This window comes from Pseudoflavitalea rhizosphaerae (genome assembly GCF_003991355.1).
GTDB lineage: Bacteria > Bacteroidota > Bacteroidia > Chitinophagales > Chitinophagaceae > Pseudobacter > Pseudobacter rhizosphaerae.
Window position 1 is genome coordinate 460,895 of record NZ_RCSU01000001.1, and the last position, 19,956, is coordinate 480,850.

Annotated in this window: 18 protein-coding genes; 11 read left to right on the forward strand and 7 right to left on the reverse strand. The window is 48.9% G+C overall.

All coding sequences use genetic code 11. The annotated features are described in order from the left end of the window. Nucleotides 1-26 precede the first annotated feature (26 nt). The 8 genes from D9Y29_RS01705 to D9Y29_RS01740 all read left to right on the forward strand — a co-directional run bounded on the left by D9Y29_RS01705 (nt 27) and on the right by D9Y29_RS01740 (nt 7,353). Entirely contained in the window at nt 27-791 is a 765-nt protein-coding gene (locus tag D9Y29_RS01705; RefSeq protein ID WP_127124701.1) for an SDR family NAD(P)-dependent oxidoreductase, read from the forward strand. Next, entirely contained in the window at nt 791-1,531 is a 741-nt protein-coding gene (locus tag D9Y29_RS01710) for a (Fe-S)-binding protein (protein ID WP_127124702.1), read from the forward strand. Before D9Y29_RS01705 ends, D9Y29_RS01710 begins: the two co-directional genes overlap by 1 nt. 143 nt (nt 1,532-1,674) lie before the next feature. Next, a complete protein-coding gene (locus tag D9Y29_RS01715) occupies nt 1,675-3,066 on the forward strand; it encodes a lactate utilization protein B (protein ID WP_127124703.1) in 1,392 nt (463 codons plus the stop codon). After that, entirely contained in the window at nt 3,063-3,629 is a 567-nt protein-coding gene (locus D9Y29_RS01720) for a LutC/YkgG family protein (protein WP_127124704.1), read from the forward strand. Before D9Y29_RS01715 ends, D9Y29_RS01720 begins: the two co-directional genes overlap by 4 nt. A 36-nt stretch (nt 3,630-3,665) precedes the next feature. Continuing rightward, a complete protein-coding gene (locus D9Y29_RS01725) occupies nt 3,666-4,520 on the forward strand; it encodes a fumarylacetoacetate hydrolase family protein (protein ID WP_127124705.1) in 855 nt (284 codons plus the stop codon). A gap of 145 nt (nt 4,521-4,665) precedes the next feature. Then, nucleotides 4,666-5,445, forward strand: coding sequence for an L-fucose dehydrogenase (locus D9Y29_RS01730; protein WP_127124706.1), 780 nt, complete (start codon nt 4,666-4,668; stop codon nt 5,443-5,445). Nucleotides 5,446-5,486: 41 nt separating this feature from the next. Beyond that, on the forward strand, nt 5,487-6,536 hold the full coding sequence (locus D9Y29_RS01735) for a Gfo/Idh/MocA family oxidoreductase (protein ID WP_127124707.1): 1,050 nt from the start codon (nt 5,487-5,489) through the stop codon (nt 6,534-6,536). Nucleotides 6,537-6,546: 10 nt separating this feature from the next. Continuing rightward, nucleotides 6,547-7,353 carry a DUF4350 domain-containing protein gene (locus D9Y29_RS01740; RefSeq protein WP_127124708.1) on the forward strand — a complete coding sequence of 269 codons (807 nt, stop codon included), beginning with the start codon at nt 6,547-6,549 and terminating at the stop codon, nt 7,351-7,353. Nucleotides 7,354-7,361: 8 nt separating this feature from the next. Here D9Y29_RS01740 and D9Y29_RS01745 read toward each other — a convergent pair whose 3' ends face one another. The 3 genes from D9Y29_RS01745 to D9Y29_RS01755 form a co-directional block, all read right to left on the reverse strand. After that, nucleotides 7,362-8,111, reverse strand: coding sequence for an SDR family NAD(P)-dependent oxidoreductase (locus tag D9Y29_RS01745; protein ID WP_206513685.1), 750 nt, complete (start codon nt 8,109-8,111; stop codon nt 7,362-7,364). A 104-nt stretch (nt 8,112-8,215) separates the two neighbouring features. Next, on the reverse strand, nt 8,216-8,986 hold the full coding sequence (locus tag D9Y29_RS01750) for a GLPGLI family protein (protein ID WP_127124709.1): 771 nt from the start codon (nt 8,984-8,986) through the stop codon (nt 8,216-8,218). An 18-nt stretch (nt 8,987-9,004) separates the two neighbouring features. Then, nucleotides 9,005-11,767: an outer membrane beta-barrel protein gene (locus tag D9Y29_RS01755; RefSeq protein ID WP_127124710.1), complete on the reverse strand. Its 2,763-nt coding sequence runs from the start codon at nt 11,765-11,767 to the stop codon at nt 9,005-9,007. A gap of 117 nt (nt 11,768-11,884) precedes the next feature. Here D9Y29_RS01755 and D9Y29_RS01760 point away from each other — a divergent pair, with 117 nt between their 5' ends. Further along, on the forward strand, nt 11,885-12,736 hold the full coding sequence (locus D9Y29_RS01760; RefSeq protein ID WP_127124711.1) for an MBL fold metallo-hydrolase: 852 nt from the start codon (nt 11,885-11,887) through the stop codon (nt 12,734-12,736). Between the two features lie 228 nt (nt 12,737-12,964). Here the strand turns inward: D9Y29_RS01760 and D9Y29_RS01765 are convergent, their stop codons facing one another. Further along, entirely contained in the window at nt 12,965-13,870 is a 906-nt protein-coding gene (locus D9Y29_RS01765) for a DUF1338 domain-containing protein (RefSeq protein WP_127124712.1), read from the reverse strand. A 68-nt stretch (nt 13,871-13,938) separates the two neighbouring features. On the opposite strand from D9Y29_RS01765, the gene D9Y29_RS01770 reads away from it, so the two are divergent. Next, entirely contained in the window at nt 13,939-14,841 is a 903-nt protein-coding gene (locus D9Y29_RS01770; RefSeq protein WP_127124713.1) for a LysR family transcriptional regulator, read from the forward strand. A 46-nt stretch (nt 14,842-14,887) separates the two neighbouring features. On the opposite strand, the gene D9Y29_RS01775 is transcribed toward D9Y29_RS01770, so the two are convergent. Together D9Y29_RS01775 and D9Y29_RS01780 are read right to left on the reverse strand one after the other, a co-directional pair. After that, nucleotides 14,888-15,952, reverse strand: a complete 1,065-nt coding sequence (locus D9Y29_RS01775) for an aldose epimerase family protein (RefSeq protein ID WP_127124714.1) — start codon at nt 15,950-15,952, stop codon at nt 14,888-14,890. A gap of 6 nt (nt 15,953-15,958) precedes the next feature. Further along, nucleotides 15,959-16,981 carry a LacI family DNA-binding transcriptional regulator gene (locus D9Y29_RS01780; protein ID WP_127124715.1) on the reverse strand — a complete coding sequence of 341 codons (1,023 nt, stop codon included), beginning with the start codon at nt 16,979-16,981 and terminating at the stop codon, nt 15,959-15,961. Between the two features lie 188 nt (nt 16,982-17,169). Here D9Y29_RS01780 and D9Y29_RS01785 point away from each other — a divergent pair, with 188 nt between their 5' ends. Beyond that, on the forward strand, nt 17,170-18,246 hold the full coding sequence (locus D9Y29_RS01785; RefSeq protein ID WP_127124716.1) for a baeRF3 domain-containing protein: 1,077 nt from the start codon (nt 17,170-17,172) through the stop codon (nt 18,244-18,246). A 210-nt stretch (nt 18,247-18,456) separates the two neighbouring features. On the opposite strand, the gene D9Y29_RS01790 is transcribed toward D9Y29_RS01785, so the two are convergent. Next, nucleotides 18,457-19,953, reverse strand: coding sequence for a TlpA family protein disulfide reductase (locus D9Y29_RS01790; protein ID WP_127124717.1), 1,497 nt, complete (start codon nt 19,951-19,953; stop codon nt 18,457-18,459). Nucleotides 19,954-19,956 lie beyond the last annotated feature (3 nt).

The window sequence follows — 19,956 nt, forward strand, 5'->3', positions numbered from 1 at the left end:
TCAGGCTCATTTTTCAATCGAAAAACATGTTCTCCTTACAAAACAAAAAGGCAGTAGTAACAGGCGGAGGAAGCGGCATCGGCAAAGCCATCGCCACACTGTTTGCAAAGCAGGGCGCCATTGTGCATATCATCGAGCTCAGTGAAGACAGCGGCGCGGCAGCAGTCAAAGCTATCACAGATGCTGGGGGAAAAGCGTATGTACATGCCTGTAATGTAACCAGCCAGCAGGAGGTGATCAATACCTTCCAGGCAATCGGCCAGCATCATATACTCGTGAACAATGCAGGTATCGCGCATATCGGGAAGGCAGACAATACAATGGAAGCCGACTTCGACCGTGTGATGAACGTGAACGTGAAAGGCGTGTACAATTGCCTCTATGCCTCCATCCCGCAACTGAAAGCAGCCGGCGGCGGCGTGATCATCAATATGGCCAGCATTGCGGCCTGGGTGGGATTGAGCGACCGCTTCGTGTACTCCACCGCCAAAGGCGCAGTAATGGCTATGACGCTCTCCGTTGCCAAAGATTATGTGAAAGATAATATCCGCTGCAATTCCGTATCGCCTGCCCGGGTGCATACACCATTTGTAGACGGGTTCCTCAAAAACAATTACCCCGGCCAGGAAGCCGAAATGTTCGAGAAGCTGTCCAAAACACAACCCATCGGGCGCATGGCTTCTCCCGATGAGATCGCCGGCCTGGTGCTGTATCTCGCCAGCGATGAAGCCGGATTCATCACCGGTTGCGATTACCCCATCGATGGCGGCTTCATAAAACTGAACAGCTGATGCGCGTTGCTATATTTGTACCCTGTTATGTAGACCAGTTCTATCCCAAAGTAGCAATCGCCACAATGAAGCTGCTTACAGAACTGGGCGTGGAGGTTGAATTTCCACCCAATCAAACCTGCTGTGGACAACCAATGGCCAATGGCGGTTTTGAAGATTACACAAAAGGTTGCAACCGGAATTTCGTGCAGAATTTTTCGGGGTACGATTATATAGTAAGCCCCTCCGGCAGTTGTGTACTGCATGTGAAGGATCACCTGCATGATGATAAAGATGAAGCAACGGCCACCACTATACGCCAGCGCGTATTTGAGCTCTGTGAGTTCCTCACAGATGTATTGAAAGTAACGGCTCTGAACAGTCGCTTTTCCGGAAAAGTGGCGCTGCACCAGGGTTGTCACGGACAACGTGGATTGCAGCTGGGCTCGTCCAGTGAAAGGATGCTCCCCTTCTTTTCCAAGCCAATGCAATTGCTGCAGCTGGTAGAAGGAATTGAAATGGTTCCTTTGAACAGGGGCGATGAATGCTGTGGGTTCGGCGGCACTTTCTGTGTTACAGAAGAAGCTGTTTCCGTTGCCATGGGCAATTCAAAACTGAAGGATTACCGGAAGAATGGCGCAGAAGTACTCACCGGAACGGATATGAGCTGTCTCATGCACCAGGAAGGATTGATAAGAAGACAACAATTACCTATCAGGGTAATGCATATTGCTGAAATACTTGCGGGCGAACCAACATAACAGGGAGTGGCCAGTCGCTCGCCTCTGGCGAGTGACTTGTATTTAGTCGCCTCCGGCGACGCGGTGTTCGCCGGAGGCGAACAATTAGAAGTCACTCGCCAGAGGCGAGCGACTGGCCACTCCGAAATGAAATGATAAATAAAATGAGTTTCACCCATCATTCACATCCCGATGCTGCAAAGGACTTCGTCAAAAACACGGAGCGCATGCAATGGCATGATGAAGCCCTCTGGTTTGTGCGAGCAAAACGCGACCGCATTGCGCATACTGTTGCCGATTGGGAGGAACTGCGCAACCAGGCTTCCGCCATCAAGGGGCATACCCTCTCTAACCTGGACGTATACCTGCAACAGTTCGAGGAGCAGGCACTAGCCAATGGCGTGCAGGTACACTGGGCAGCCGATGCCAAAGCACATAATGAAATCCTGCTGCAATTGCTGAAAGAACATAATGCCAGGAAGATCGTGAAGAGCAAGAGCATGCTTACCGAGGAATGTCATCTCAATCCATTCCTGGAGGAACATGGCATTGAAGTGGTGGATACCGATCTCGGCGAACGCATCGTTCAACTAAGAAAAGAACCACCCAGCCATATCGTGCTGCCCGCCATTCATATCAAGAAGGAGGAAGTGGGTGAATTGTTCCATGAGCATCTTGGTACCGAGGCTGGCGCATCGGATCCGCAGTATCTCACCAGCGCTGCGCGTGAACATCTACGTCAGAAATTCCTGGCGGCCGATGCCGCCATTACCGGCGTTAATTTTGCTGTGGCCGAAACCGGCGCTTTCGTGGTTTGCACCAATGAAGGCAATGCAGATCTTGGCGCACATCTCGCCAAGTTACATATCGCCTGTATGGGCATCGAGAAGGTGATACCGAAAACGAATGATCTCGGCGTATTCCTGCGATTACTGGCAAGAAGCGCTACCGGCCAGGCCATTACCACTTACAACAGTCATTTCCGCAAAGCCGCTCCCGGCGCGGAGCTGCATATTATCATCGTAGACAATGGCCGCACTACACAACTGGGCCGCGACGCTTTCCGCAATTCACTGAAATGCATCCGTTGCGGGGCCTGCATGAATACCTGCCCCGTTTACCGCAGGAGCGGCGGACACAGTTATCACAATGCGGTGGCTGGTCCTATCGGTGCGATACTGGCCCCGAATATAGATATGAAACAATATGCCGATCTTCCTTTCGCCAGCACACTTTGCGGAAGCTGCTCGGATGTTTGCCCGGTGAAGATCGATATCCATAACCAGCTTTACCAGTGGCGTCAGGTGCTCACCCGCGATGGTCATGCTCCGGCAACCAAAAAAGTCGCGATGAAAATTATGGGCAATGTACTGTCATCCCCTAAAAAATATTCCATTTCGGGTAGGCTGGCCCGTAAGTTCCTGAAATGGTTCCCGGGCCTGTCTGTAAACAAACGGATCAACCCCTGGGGCAAACAAAGGGAACTTCCGGAAGTTCCGGAACAAAGTTTCCGCGAATGGTTCCGGCAACAGCAAAATAAAAAACAACAAAAGTGAGCAGGCAACAAATACTGGACGCTATCAGGAAAAACAAGCCGGCATTGGTTGCTGCGCCCGCCTCCTTTCAGTACCTTCCATCTGTGGAGGAACTGGTACCAGCCTTCATTGCATCGCTGGAACCTGTGGGTGGCGCCGTGATCACATTGAAAGCGAGAAATGAAATTGCAGCAGCCGTGCAGGAACATTACCCGCAGATGACGCACATCGCCGATTTCGTGAACCATCCGCGCAACAGCAACCAGGCCTTGCTGCACGATGCCGCCAGCATTGAAGTAGCCGTACTGGAAGGCAGACTGGGCGTGGCCGAGAACGGCGCCATCTGGTTGCAGGAATCAGATTGCATCAGCAGAGCATTGCCCTTTATTACACAGCACCTGGTGCTGGTGCTGGAAAAAACCAAAATAGTGGACACAATGCATTCTGCGTATGCGCAGATCGATACCACCAGGGAAGGGTTCGGTGTTTTCATCGCCGGTCCGTCAAAGACCGCCGATATCGAACAATCCCTTGTCATCGGCGCTCACGGAGCAAAAAGCCTGCTGGTGCTGCTCATTGGATAAATAAACAAAATCAAACACTACTAAACAGATAGAAAAATGAAACTGATCCGTTTTGGAAACCCCGGCCAGGAAAAACCCGGCGTTGTGATCGACAACAAACGTTACGATGTAAGCCAGCTTGTGCGTGATTTTGATGAAGACTTCTTTGCCGGCAATGGCATTGACAACCTGAAAGCCGCGCTGGACAAGAACCCCGGCCTTCCTGAAGTAGCCGCCGGTGTTCGCTGGGCCAGCCCCGTTTCCAGACCATCAAAGATCATATGCATCGGGCTGAACTATGCCGACCATGCTGCCGAAAGCAATATGGCCGCACCCGCCGAACCCGTGGTCTTCTTCAAAGCCACTTCAGCCCTCTGCGGCCCCAATGACGATGTGATGGTCCCACGCAACAGCATGAAGACGGACTGGGAAGTGGAACTGAGCGTGGTGATCGGCAAAAAGGCAAGCTATGTTGATGAAGCCGAGGCAATGGATCATGTTGCCGGCTACTGCCTGCACAACGATTACAGCGAACGCGAATTCCAGTTGGAGCGCGGCGGTCAGTGGGTGAAAGGGAAAAGCTGCGATACTTTTGCTCCACTCGGCCCATGGATCGCCACCAAAGATGAGATAGAAGATGTGAACAATCTTCGTTTATGGCTCTCCGTGAATGGGAAGATGATGCAGGACGGCAATACCAGCAACCTCATCTTCAAAGTGCCTTTTTTGGTACATTATCTCAGCCAGTTCATGACCCTGCTGCCGGGAGATGTGATCTCCACCGGTACGCCTGCGGGTGTGGGACTCGGACAAAAACCGGAACCTGTTTATATCAAGGCAGGTGATGTGATGGAACTGGGAATAGATGGATTGGGAACGAGCAAACAAACGGCGGTTGCCTGGAAGAAATAGACAGCGTGCCGGCAGTCGCTCGCCTCCGGCGAGTGACTTGTATTAGTTCGCCTCCGGCGAACACTGTGTCGCCAGAGGCGACGGAACAAAAGTCACTCGCCGGAGGCGAGCGACTGCCAGCCCTCCGAACTCTTAAAATAATTCTATGGACCTTCAACTTCAGCATAAAGTAATCCCGGTAACCGGCGGCGCCAAAGGCATCGGCGAAGGCATTGCCCTCGTACTCGCAAAAGAAGGCGCCATCCCCGTGATCATCGGGCGCAAGTCCGCCGATAACCAGAAAGTAGTGGACACTATCACTGCCAGTGGAGGCAAAGCCTGGCAGGTGGAAGCAGAGCTAACCGACCCTGCTTCCAGCGAGTACGCCGTCAAAGCCATTTTAAAGCAGTTTGGGCGCATCGATGGCCTGGTGAACAATGCCGGCGTCAACGACGGCGTTAGTCTCGAAAACGGCAACTATGATGCTTTCATGGCATCGCTTCATAAGAACCTCGTGCATTATTTCCTGATGGCGCATTATGCATTGCCCGCACTCAAAGAAAGCAAAGGCGCTATCGTTAATATCAGTTCCAAAACTGCAGATACCGGTCAGGGCGGCACTTCGGCCTATGCCGCTTCCAATGGAGGACGCAATGCACTCACCCGCGAATGGGCCGTGGAGCTGCTCCCCTTCGGTATCCGCGTGAATGCCATAGTGGTGGCGGAATGCTATACCCCGCTCTACCAGACCTGGATCAACAGCTTGCCCAATCCTGAGGAAAAACTGGCCTCCATCGTTCAGAATATACCGTTAGGAAACCGGATGACCACGGCAGAAGAGATCGCCAATACTACAGCCTTCCTGTTGTCTGAAAAAAGCAGCCATACCACCGGGCAGCTGCTTTATGTGGACGGAGGTTATGTGCATCTCGACAGATCGCTGTGACCGGATTCCGTTATATTGCAGCTTCATTCAAAAGCGGACGTATGCAACCAATTCGTACAGCACTCTGTTCATTCGGCATGTCGGGCAAAATTTTCCATGCGCCCTTCATCCATCAGAACCCCCATTACCAGCTCTATGGTGTTTGGGAAAGAAGCAAAAAGATCGCTGCCGATCTCTATCCCGGCATCATCAGTTACGATAATTACGAAGCCATCCTGGCCGATCCTAATATCGACCTTGTGGTGGTGAACACACCCAATATCACCCATTTCGATTATACGAAAAAAGCATTACTCGCCGGCAAACATGTAGTGGTGGAAAAACCTTTCACCGTTACCGTTGCCGAAGCCATCGAACTGGAAGAGCTGGCAGTGAAGCAAGACAGGATACTATCGGTATACCAGAACCGAAGGTTCGACAGCGATATCCGCACCGTACGCCGCGTGATCGAAGAAGGCTCACTCGGACAAATAGTGGAAGCGGAGATCCATTACGACCGGTACAACCTGGTGCTCAGTCCCAAGCCCCATAAGGAAATTGCCGTACAGGGCACAGGCGTACTCTATGATCTCGGGCCGCATGTAATTGACCAGGCCCTCGTACTCTTCGGAATGCCCGATGCACTCTTTGCAGACATCACCCATCAACGCCCCGGCTCGCAGGTGGATGATTATTTCGAGATCATCTTCTTCTACCCACACATGAGGGTAAGACTGAAGAGCGGTTATGTAGTGATGGAACCCATTCCCGCATACGCCATCCACGGCACCAGCGGCTCCTTACTCAAACCCAGGGCTGACCCGCAGGAGATAAAGCTCAATGCCGGCCTGCTCCCCGAAGATGATACCTGGGGCGTGGAAGACCCCGCAGCAGCAGGATTACTGCATACAAACATCGATGGACAACCGAAAAAGATCTCCGTAAGATCGGAAGCGGGAAATTATGGCGCTTTCTATGAGGGCCTGTACGATGCCATCCAGAATAACATTTTCGAAGACAAATTCGTTCCTGCCAGCGCAGGCACCAATGTGATCCGTATCATCGAAGCGGCTTACAAAAGCAGGGATGAAAAAAGAATCATCGAATTATAAAAAAGCTAGTATGAAACCTTTTCGCATTCTTTTCTTTGCAGCAGCTTCGCTGATGCTTGTGCAATCCTGTTCAGTAGCGCAACCCAAAGGCGCACAAACCAAAACAGTATTGCTCGATTACTATTTCAACAATGAATACAAAAAGGATAAGTCCGGCAATATGGTGCGCTTCCACTATACCTGGGAAGATCCCACCAACAGTGGTTTCAGCATGTGGGGCGAAAGATTCCGCGTTGCCGGCGCCTTAACGGACTCACTGCCTGTTGCTCCCTCCAGGGAGAACCTGGCCAAAGCCAGTGTTTATATCATTGTGGATGCCGATACGGAGAAAGAAACCGCGCAGCCGAATTATATACAGTCAGAACATATCACGGCCATCACTGAATGGGTGAAGAAGGGCGGCGTACTGGTGATGCTGGCCAATGATTCCGGCAATGCGGAATTCAAACACTTCAATCAGCTCGCCAATAAGTTCGGTATCCACTTCAATGAAGACAGGTACCACCTTGTGTTCAACAACAAATATGAGCAGGGTGCATTTGATGTTCCTGCCAATCACCCTTTGCTTCCCAATGCCAGGAAGATCTTCCTGAAAGAGCTGAGTACGCTTACCGTGCAAAAGCCCGCCAGGTCTGTATTCTCAGATAATGGTCATGTGATCATGGCAGTTGCGGAATTTGGAAAAGGGAAAGTACTGGCAATCGGGGACCCCTGGATCTACAATGAATATATCGATGGCAAAAGACTGCCCGCAGAATATGAGAACCCGCAGGCCGCCACCGATCTCGCCAATTGGTTATTGAAGCAGGCTAAATAATATTTCGTTTAAGGGGCCAGGTAAGCTCCGTCTACCGGATAGTAAGCTCCCGTAACAAAACTGGCTTTGGAAGAACTGAGCCAGAGCACCAGCTCGGCCACTTCTTCCGGCTTGCCCAGTCTCCCGATCGGATGGAGGGCTACCAGACCTTTCATTTGTTCCTCAGACATTTTTGCCAGCAGCGGTGTTTCAATGAATCCCGGGCCAACGGCCACTACACGGATCCCTTTGGCCGAGTATTCGATAGCAGCGGCTTTGGTGAGGCCCACCACGCCATGCTTGGCAGCAACATATGCAGGCGATCCGGCAAAGCCCACCGAACCCAGGATGCTGGCCATGTTCACGATCACACCACCATTGGATTGCAGCATCGCCGGGATCTGGTATCGCATTCCATAGAATACTCCGCTGAGATTGATGGCAATCACTTTATCCCAGCCATCTACGGGGTACTCACCGGTAGGCGCAGAAGGACCGCCAATACCAGCATTATTACAGGCAATATGCAAACCTCCGTATGTATCCACTGCTTCCTTTACCAGCATTTCATTGTCTGCCGGTTTGGAAGAATCCGCTTTCACGAATTTCGCTTTGCCCCCGGCTTTCACAATCACATCCACTGTTTCCTGTCCACCCTTCTCATCCAGGTCTGCTACAATCACCGATGCGCCGTTGGCCGCATAGAGTTCGGCCACAGCCCTACCAATGCCGGACGAAGCGCCGGTCACAATTGCTGATTTGTTGCTGAGCAATGACATAACCATTGATTTAATTGATGAAAAAATGCGGGTAGAATTTCGGGGGGAGGGGCCACACTTTGAGAAAGTTACAACATTTCCATCAATTAGCTATTACGGGAAGATTATGGTCTGCGGAAGACATTCGATCCTCCCAAGCCTTTCATCATAAGATCGATCTCATCATCATGTACATCCTTGCGCATGAAAGCGCCCATCTCTTTCCGGTAGGCTTCCCTGGCCTCTGTCATGGAGTATATTTTTTCTTTTTTTGCAGGTGCAGGAGCCACTAACAACCTTTCGTCCACTTCAAGTTGAATTTTAGTTGCAAACCAGGTGGTATACATCCTGGGAATGGCCAGTCCCAGTATCATCCCGGGCAGGCCGGCAAAGATCTCAGGGCCGCCCTGCGGAACGATCTCCGGACAATAGAAAGCCACCACATAGATACTGTCCATCATCACACCAATGGCTTTGCGGCATTTGAATCCTGCGATCACACGCGTTTCATCATCTATCTTCCAGCGAAGCCGCGTAACGGAATCCTCGAATATTTTATCGGAAGTAATGGAAGAACCTTTGAAAGTGGATACACCAGCGGAAATATCAGTAAAAATGGAAGTTCCTTCGCCACCCATGAAAGGATCTGAGCCAATGCGTTTGTACAATGTTTTATCGCCATTGAACAGCAACTGTTTTTTGGTTACATAGAACTCCTGGCCACCGTCACCTCCCATCATCATCACACGGTCTTCCTTCCCTTTGAACATCTCTTCGAACATCCTTTTGGTATTCACTTTCACTTCAAACTCGATGCTGCCTTTGGTGAGAAAATCCTGTGCATTGACGCTAAAGCAGGTGAACAGAACGAATATATGTAGTATGAACTTATTCATGATCGAAAGGATAATTGATTAGAGTTTACCAAGAAAATTCCAGGAAAGTGAAACCATAAAATAACGACGCAACACAAAGCCATTGCTTTCACTCCAGTTGGCGCCATCGATACTCCGCTGATATCCCGTAGCCTTGTTGAGGATATCGTTCACGGAAGCTTTCAGCACAAGGCTTTCATTCTGCAGGAATTTTTTCTGGATATTCGCATTCCAGGTTACTACATTCACACTGCTGGCAAAGGAACCATTACCGGGATTGAAAGAACCCATCAGGTCTGTTCCGATTTCCAGTTTCCAGGGAAGCGAGACAGAGCCGGCAAAATTATGCGTGTGGTGGAAATTATTGGAATTCACAGCGCCCTTCAATTCCGAGCGCCCCCTGGAGAAACCGAAATTGGAATTCAATGACAGGTTGAATATTTCCTTGAAGTCATACCTGAAATTCGAATTGATCCCAAAGCTGGTATTGAACATCCTGAACAACTCCCCGTTCTGGATATTGTAACTGCCAAAATTTGAGAAATTGAAACCACCGCCGATATTGATGCCTTTGCTACGCCATCCTTTAGACAGGTTCACCATGGCATTCACGCCCGGCAACCCATCCACATTCATAAACTTGCTCACCCTGCCCTGCTCGCTGATAGTGGTGGCATTGGTGATCACATTGGTATTGAGCGAACCTGACAAATTCACCATCAGCATCAACTCTCGCCTTAAATTGTATTTATTAAATGAAAACGACAGGTTATTGTTGAATCCAGGCACCAGGTCCGGGTTACCTTCCTGCACCACAAGTTGATTGGCAGTTCTGCGCAATGGCTGCAACTGCTCCATGGAAGGCTGTACGGTAGCGCCGGAGTAATTGATATGAAGACTGGTGGTGAGACTGAAATTGTAAGAGGCCCTGAAGTACGGCGCCAGGTTGGTAAAAGTTCTTTTCCTCGTTTCATCCGCATCCAGGTTGAATTGTTTCAGCCCGGTGAGGAATACCTTCGATCCTACACCTATCAACCACTTCCTTGTTTTATAGTTGATGCCCGCTCCTGCTATCTGCGTAAGGGATGTGAAATCGAAATTATTACTGAGACTGTCTACGCGGTCGTCATACTTTCCATTGCTGCCATTCATCGTATTGAAGCGGCTTTCAGACATGCGGACCTTCAGGCCATACTCGAACTGCGTGTACCATTTCTCATTAAAGCGATTGGTGAGACTGGCCCTTCCGCCATAGCCTTCATAATTTTCAGTGGAAGCCTGCAGCCTGTCGAGCGACTGCGCCCTGGTCTGCTCACCAGTCACTCCATCGAAGAAAGCATTTTCAGTCAGGGCGCGATTGTTCGCACGCGTATCGGAATATTCCTGCTCGAAAGTAACATTGAGCTTACCCGCGATCTTCGGCATATCCCTTAAGATACTCACGGAAGATTTGAGCGACTGGTCATCGGTGATCTCATTCTCTTCCGAGGCGCTGCTGTTCACAACGATATTCCTGAAATTGGCGGAGGAGGTAGCGGTGTTCCTGTCGATCTCCTTTCTTCCTTTGCTACCGGCCACCTTCACCATCATGCTGGTAAAGGTATCCAGCTTCACTCCTACTTGTCCTGACAGGTTATGACCAAAACCTTCGCTTCTATCCGAACGGCTGTCTTTATCGAGGAAGCTTAATGTGTCTGTACTTTTTGTGAAGCGTGTGCTGTTACCCCATCCATCGCCGGTATGTGTGCGAAGGCGGTAATTGCCCATAAGTTCGTTCTTGTTATCGCTCCCCCATTTGTTGGAAAAATGTGCGCCACCATTGAGAATAGAAGGCAGGCCACTTCCGCTGTACTGACCGATACTTTCCGATTGTGATTTGTTGGCTACCATCATGCCTACACCGTCTTCGATATAATCCATCGATTCCCCTCCTGCCCGGCTCAGCACTTCCGAGCTGAAATCGCGACTCATACTTTTGGATGCGATGCCAAACACACCTGCTTTCAGTGGTCCCCTGAAAGCGCCCACCATGAGTTCATGTTCGTAGTTACCATCGCCATTGGCGCCGGTGGATACTTTCCCGAAATAGCCGTTTTTGGCGCTGCTCTTCATTTTGAGGTTGATGGTTTTTGTTTTTTTACCATCATCAAAACCAGTGAGCGTAGCCATATCGCTTTTCTTGTCAAATACCTGTACTCTATCAACTGCATTGGCGCGGAGATATTGTGCGGCAAATTTTGGATCGTCTGTAAAGAACTCATCTCCATCCACCAGGAGTTTTTTCACTTCCTGTCCCTGTGCCGTAACGGCCCCGCTCCTGCTCACCTCAATGCCCGGTAATCTCTTGAGGAGCGCCTGCACATTGGCGCCGGGTTTTACAGCAAAACTGTCTGCCGTGTATTCAAGGGTATCACCCCGCATGCGCATGGCGCGTCCGGCAGTGACCACTACTTCCTGCATCAGTTTCGCTTCCGTGATCATGGAAATATAACCGAGATCGATGATGCTGGTATCACTGATATCCAGTTCCTGCAAGAAATCCGCCATGCGCGGATAAGAGATCAGCAGTGTATACTTTCCGGCAGGGATCTTCGAAATGGAAAATCCGCCATCCGCACCGGCCCGCCAGGAGCGGTACAGCGTAGTATCACTGAGATCGATGAGCGCAACAATGGAATTGTGTAATTTCTTGTTTTCAGAGGAGTCGATCACTTTCCCTTTCAGAATATTCTGGGAAAGCGCAGGTGTGGTCATACAGATAACAACCAGGAGCTGCAAGGTTTTGGCTATACGTTTTTGCATTCAGTTTGTGCTAAGGGTGGCCAAATATAAACGCATTCCCTGATCTACGAAACCCTTCATGGATGGTTTAAGAAGTTTAAAGATATTATTAACAAACGCCTTAATTTTGACCGGCGTATGGCTGTACACATTACATCCCTCAATTCCGGCAGCAATGGCAATTGCTATTATATCGGCAATAGCACCGAAGCAGTGCTGATTGACGCCGGCATCAGTTGCAGGGAAACAGAAAAAAGAATGAAGCGTCTGGGACTGGAGATATCTGTTGTGAAAGCCATCTTTGTTACCCACGAACACGCTGATCATATCACAGGCATTTCTGTATTGTCTAAGAAACATTCCTTGCCTGTATATATTACCGATGCCACCATGCGGGCCAGCCGCATCAGCGTGGCTCCTTCCCTCTTACACTCATTTACTGCCGGCTCCACCATCAGCATCGGAAATTTACAGGTGACTGCTTTCAAAAAATACCATGACGCTTCTGATCCCCATAGTTTTATGGTGAGCGATGGGCAGGTGAATATCGGCATCATCACGGATATAGGACATGCCTGTAAGGAAGTGGTGAATTGTTTTACGCAGTGCCATGCCGTTTTCCTGGAAAGCAATTATTGCGATGACATGCTGGCGAACAGCGATTATCCCTGGCATCTCAAAAAACGTATCAGCAGCGATCATGGTCACCTCAGCAATGCAGCGGCCCTGGAGTTGTTCACTTCTTACAGGAGCAGGCACCTGAGCCATTTGATCTTATCGCACCTTTCAAAGAATAATAACAAACCCGAACTGGTGAATGAATTGTTCAGCGCGCAAGCCGGAGGAACGAAGATTGTAGTAGCAAGCCGGTATGAAGAATCCGAACTGTTCTTTGTAGATGGGAAAGAAGTGGAAGGGAATGAAATGCTACAGCTGAATAAGACCACCAGGATACAATCAAAAGACAATAGCCAGCTGTCCTTGTTTTAATTACTGCAATATTTACTTTGGGTGTTGGCAGTCGCTCGCCTCTGGCGAGTGACTTATATTTAGTCGCCTCCGGCGACGCGGTGTTCGCCGGAGGCGAACAAACAGAAGTCACTCGCCAGAGGCGAGCGACTGGGCACACGCTAAATTTTCTGCAACACAAAAAAATGGGCCAGCCATACCCGGCCAGCCCTACTTTCTGTAAAACTATCTCGAACTGCAACAAAAAAATTACCTGTTGATCTGCTCCGTGTAAGTGCTCTCGAATATCTTATCCGCATTGTTTGCTTCAAAGCCATCACGACGATGCTCCCTGGCAACATCATTCGCATCCAGGTGCGCAAACTGCGGCAATACCCTTCGCTCTGCAAACTCCACGTAACTTCCTGCGATCGCCATTTTTTCTCCGTTGGCAAACTCCACTTCATTCACCGGCGCAACGGTACTGCTCTGCAACAGCAAGCCATCAGCACTGGTCTTGATGACGCCGCCTGAAGTATTCAGTTTAATACCGATGGATTCCAGCAGTTGATTGAACTGCTCCAGTTTATTGAAAGGTGACTGTAACGCATGAACGCTGATAGTATAATGGTTGAGATAGTATCTGTTGTAGATCACCCACGCAGCATACTCGCTCTCCTGCAGCAACCTGCTGTAATCCGCTTTGGTGGGCGTATTCCAGAGTGGCTTGTGCAGGAATTCACCTACCGCTTCACCATCCTGGAGATCGAGGCCATCCACCGGATCGGCAGTGATGCCATCTGTGTATTTATGAATGATAGCCTGTGCTTCAGCCGACAGGTCCTGCACACGCAGCTCACTCACAAAGATGCGCGGATAAGCCGGCGTTGGAGGAGCGTACCAGTAAGCATCCAGTTTCTTCTCCTTGAAGAAATAGGGGTCCATCTTTTTATACCCGTTGGCCAGGAAGATCTTTTCCAGTGATGCCATGCCCAGGTGCGGAACGCCGAGGGTCCTGAAAGCGATGTGATCATTCACGATCTCATCCTGAGAAGCAATGATCCCCTTATTGATCAATGCTTCCGTGATCTTCTTCACATCAGGAACATTGTTCATGTACCGCTCAAACAAAATACTCATGAAGCGGTCCAAAGGGGTTTGTGCATTGAAGTTCATATAAAAAGTATTTCAGGATACAAATTTCGTTACTTTTATAGTTAGTAATAATTCATATTGGTAAACGAATGTTAAGTATCATTAACCAGATAGAATTCCGTCATCTCTCCTATTTCAAGGTCCTGGCGGAAGAACTGCATTTCCGGAAGGCCGCAGAAAAGCTTTTCATCTCCCCTTCCGCCCTGAGCCAGCAGATCAGCCAGCTGGAAGATATCCTCAAGACCGAACTCTTTGAGCGAACCAATAAGAAAGTGAGCTTAACCGATGCAGGTAATCTTTTATACACGGAAGTAACACAGTTGTTCAACAAACTGAACAGCACTGTCAATAACCTGGAATTATTGAAGAAGGGAAGCAGCGGGCAGATCGGGATCGGCTTTGTTGCGTCGGCCGTTCAATCCATTTTACCCGGACTGCTGAAGCGGTTCAACAAAGAATGTCCCGGTATCAAATTCCAACTGGAAGAGCTAACCAATAAGGAGCAACTCGCGGCCTTGCAGCAAGATGAGATCGATATCGGCTTCATGCGCTCCAACCAGGTATCGGAAAATATGATGATCAGGAGTGTGCTGCGCGAAACATTTTCGCTGGTGCTACCGGTGAACCATTCCATGACTTCACGCAGGTTCAGAAATATCGGGCAATTGAAAGATGAAAGCTTTATCCTCTTTCCCAATGATCAGAGCCAGCTATATTACCAGCAGATCTTGCATCTCTGCGCCGATCACGGCTTTGTTCCGAAGATCTCTCATAAAGCCATTCATGCCCCTGCCATTTTCAAGCTGGTGGAAAATGAAATGGGACTGTCCATTCTTCCAACATCCCTGGCCAGCGGAAATGTGCCGGGCGTACGTTTCATTGAATTGAAAAATATCCCGCAACAAACAGAGCTGTATGCCGTATGGAAAAAAGAAAACAGTAATCCTGCACTGAAATATTTCCTGCAGTTGATGGAAGAGAGAAAAAAATAGGGCTGGCCCCAGCAGGAAGCCAGCCCGGATCATCAGACCTGATCCATTATTTTTTCACCGAAAAGGTATAGATACTTGTTGTACGATACGTTCTGCCCGGCTCCAGTAATGTACTGGGAAAGCCTGGCTGATTGGGCGAATCGGGGAAATGCTGCGTCTCAAAACAGAAAGCGGTGCGGAACAGGTCAGGGCCGCTTCGCAACTGATTCTTTCCCTGCATGAAATTTCCTGAATAGAATTGCATACCCGGCTCTTCCGTGTATACCCGCATGAAAATACCTGTTTTATCTCCGAGCGCATTGGCCACTTCACGCATGCCAGTTCCCTTCAATACATAGTTGTGATCATATCCTTTTCCGATCAGCAATTGCACATGCGGTTCATTGATACGCTGACCAATGCTGGTGGGTGTATTGAAATCGAAGGGTGATCCAGCTACCGCCTCCGGCTTACCAATCGGGATCAGTGTACTGTCAACCGGCGTATAAGCATCTGCGTTGATCTGTATGATATGGCTATCCACCGTTCCACTTCCTTCGCCGTTGAGGTTCCAGAACGCATGGTTGGTGAGGTTCACAACTGTTGTTTTATCTGTAGTGGCCTCATATTCCATTCTCAGCTCATTGTTATCTGTGAGTGTATAAGTGACTTTCGTATTAAGGGTTCCGGGAAATCCTTCATCACCATCAGGTGAAACATAAGTGAAAACTACTGTATGCTCATTGGACTGTTCTGCTTTCCAGACTTTGCTTTGAAAACCATTGCGGCCACCATGCAAAGCATTGGGACCATTGTTGATGGTTAACTGATATCCCTTACCGTTGATAGCAAAACGACCGCCTTTGATGCGGTTGCCGTAACGGCCGATAGTGGCGCCGTAATATGGTTCCGTACTGGCCGCATACTGCGCAGCACTGTTGAAGCCCAGTACGATGCCCGTAGGCTTTCCATCCTTATCGGGCATGGTAAAACTGATCAGCCTCGCTCCTTCGGGAATGAATACTGCTTCAAACTGGTTTTTGTTACGGAGTGTGATCGTTTTCTTTCCTGTAGGTTGCTGTGAACAACTGATCATCATACTTAGCGCAATTAACGTAAAGATTAATTTCATCTGGCATTACTTTTTCCGCCGGCTCGAATCCCGGATCACGGGAATGGGCTCCAGCATGATCTTTTGCTGAGCGATCGTTTTGGAACTGCTGTCCAGCAACTGCAGTAGCAGGTCTGTCGCTTCTTTACCCATCGTCACTGTCTGCTGATCGAAAGTAGTAAGCGATGGAGTAATATGCTCGCCGAACATTTCATTCGCAAAGCCCACCACGCCTATATCCTGCGGTACTTTTTTGCCCATTGCCTTCAGTTGTTTGAGTGCGCCTAGGGCGGTAAAGTCTTCCACGGCAAAAATGGCATCCGGTGGTTCCGGTAAGCGCATAAGCAGCTCCGTTGCCTGCTGACCTGATCCGATGCTCACATAACCTTCTACTACCAGCGCCGGATCGAAGGGGACCTTATGCGCCTTCAATGCAGCCTGGTACCCCTGCAGCCTTTTTTTAAATACATCCATATGCGCAGGGCCGGAAATATGCGCGATCCTTTTGTATCCCTGCTTCAACAACTCTTCTGTAGCGGCATATCCACCCCTGAAATCATCCACCACTACAGCGGGAATGTCCAGCTCCTCTTTGGCGCGGTCGAAGAACACGATGGGAATTCCCTGTTCCCTGATATCGAGGAAATGATCATATTCTGTAGTGTCTTTGGCAATGGAGACCAGGATGCCGTCTACCCTTGCATGTAAAAAAGTTTCCAGTCCCTTTCTCTCCTGCTCATGCGATTCATTACTCTGGTAGATGAGTACATTGTAACCTTTCTCATTGGCGAGCTTCTCAATGCCATGCACAACCGAACCGAAGAAATTGATCTCTGCGCTGGGTATGATCACGCCGATCAGGTTGCTCTTTCCGGAGCGAAGCGAAGAAGCGATATTGTTCCGCTTATACTGAAGCTTGCGGGCTGTTTTCTCCACCAGCTTCCGTGTTTTCTCACTGATAGCAGGATGCCCGTTCAAGGCGCGGGACACGGTGGCCGGCGCAATGGACAATTTCCGGGCAATATCAGCTATGGTTACTTTGTGTGACAAGTATGCAAACGTTTGCACGAAAATAGGGTTTATTTGAATTTTTGCAAGCCGGAATCTGCATTTGACAACCATGTTTATTGTTTGGCAAATCCGCCTGAACCCAGGAGGATCGCGATTAATACAGCTTCCGGCTATAATAATTCGTATATTCATATTCCCTCCTATCTCTCACCATTAAAACCTGTACTATGCTATTGAAAGATCAGCTGCAACAGCTAAGCACGGAAAAAGGCTATCCATGTGTAACCATCTCCCTGGCCACCCACCGGACCTTCCCCGATCACAATGCAGACAGCATAGCCCTGAAGAACCTGGTGAACGAAGCAACCAACAGGTTGCTCAAAGAATTCGATAAAAGAGATATCAGTCCATTGCTGGAAGTCTTGCAGCAAATGGAAAAGAAGATCGATCATACGTACAACTCAGATGGTTTGTACATTTTTATCTCGAAAAATGTAAACAGCTATATCCGCACCATCTGGCCACCCACAGAAAATCGGGTGGATATCGACGATAAGTTTGCGCTGCGCGATATCATCAAGGCCTTCAATCGTTCCGCTGACTATCTCATCCTCTACCTGGAGCAGGCCCGCGCACACCTCTACGAAACGCTGAACGACAGGTTCCAGCATGAAGTGAAGGAGAATGGCTTCCCCTTCCCCGCCAATCCATATTACAGCACAGACCGCCTCAAAGGCAGCGATCCCAAACAACTCGATACTTATACCCGTGAATATTTCAATATCATCGACAAGGCGGTGAACAAAGTTTGCGCCGGGACAAAACTCCCTGTGGTAGTTGCCACCACGCGCGAGAACTTCGATCTCCTGAAACAGGTAGCAGACAGGCCATCTGTTTACATAGAGCATTTCTCCACCAATCATCACCATGATCAGTTCCAGCAGCTCGCAGCGGAGGCCTGGGAGCTGGTGAAACAGAACCAGCACAACACACGAGCAGCCGCTATCGATGAAATGCTGCAGGCCGTGAACGCAGGCAAAGTAGTAACGGACCTGCAGGAGATCTGGCGCGCCGCCGGTGAAGGCCGCGGCGACCTCCTGATCACGCACAATGATTATCGAGAGCCCGCCAGCATGGTAAACAATTTACTGGAAGTGAATGAAGATGCAGGAACACCCGGGGTAACAGATGATATCGTGAACGATATCGTATGGGAAGTGATCTCGAAAAATGGAAGAGTGTATTTCACCAGTCAGGCCGAATTAGAGCAACTGGGGCCGATTGCGTTGAAGGTGAGGTATTAAACGAAATATTCTTAATTGCACCAAATAGGGGCTGACTAAAAAGGCAGAGAGCTGGCAGTCGCTCGCCTCCCGGCGAGTGACTTCTATTTGTTCGCCTCCGGCGAACACCGCGTCGCCAGAGGCGACTGAACAAAACTCACTCGCCGGGAGGCGAGCGAGTGGGCTCCCCGAAATGCTAAGATGGTAGCTTTTTAGTCAGCCCCTTTCCTGTTATTTTATCGCTGCCACATTCTTCAATACCTGCACCAGGGAAGAAGCACTGGCAAGTTCTTTCGCAGTAAAATCCCTTATAAAACGAAACACTTTCCCTTCCCTGTCGATTATCAGGAATTGAGGGAAAGCCTGGAGTCCATAATACCGGATCAGGTTGTTTTGAGCTCCTTCTCCATTCGTATACAGGTTTATAACATGCGGGGAAGTGTATTCATCTTTATACACACTTTTCATCCAACTTGCCCGGGATCTGTCTACACATACGCTCACAAATGCTATATCCTGCTCATTACGCAATTCAGCTTCCGCATTCCTGAGCACCTTTTCATAAACACCGGCGCAGGCACCGCAACCTGTAAACCAAAAATCAATGAATATCACCTTCCCTTTCAGATCTACCAACTGCACCAGCTTACCGCTGGTATCGCTCAATTGAAAATTAAAAGCGGGGCGACCTTCCAGTTTTGCATATAGTCTGTTCAGTTCAACAATGTTCTCTTTACCGGAAATATTACTTAACTCCGCATCAAATCCTGAAAAGCCTTCAAAGGAGGAATCGAGACGAAGTGCTGTGATCAGCAGTTTCTCTCTCAGATCTCCATGGTAATTATCAACGATCCATTGTATTACCTGTTCCACATCTTCTTCGCCAGACTGCAGGAACGTTTTAAACCTGGCCTTTTTATACAAAAAATGAACATAGCTAACCAGTGAAGTGGCAACTGTATCAGGAACGGGACCAAGCCTGACTTGCAATGAATCCATATAGGATAGATAAGATTGAATGTACCTTTCCCGCGCCACATCATCCAGCTTTTCCACATCGCTTTTCCAAAAATTTTTAATCCGGTAGAAAAAAGCTCCGGGTAACAACTTACACATGATCTGTGTTTTGAATAACTCATAATAATAGGCAGGCAAAACAGTACGATGTTGCTCAAGTGTAGCAATAGCGCGCTCTAATTTTTCCTGAACTGGATTAATAAAAATTCCCGCGCTGTTGATATACAGGATGCCTGAGGTTGGTTTTAAATAAGCGGCAGCTATTGCCTGCCAGGCAATACATTTTTCCGCACCAATGCCGCTAATATGCAGATCATAATCAAAGGTGAAGGATTCAGTTATGTGCAATTCCGGATGCTTCCTCGTAACAGTCATTTTTATTGCGTCACCAATCTCGAAAGGATATTCAGGAATGAACGACAAATAAGTATATACCGATCCATACATCCTATGGCCAGGTGGAGTTTTTTGCGAAATATAAAACTTACCACGCCGGGCGCTGGAAGAGATATCAAAACGGAAAACACTGTCCTCATCCCGGCCGGCTGCATGCATAACAGGATCGCCGTAATAAGTATCAGTACAAAACAGGTAAAGGGAGTCAATTACCAATTTGTCTTTGAATGCTACACTAACCTGGAATTGCTTCTGTGCAAAAACTGCCTGGCTTAATGTCAACGCGAAAAATAAAAAAAAGATATATGTCTTCATACG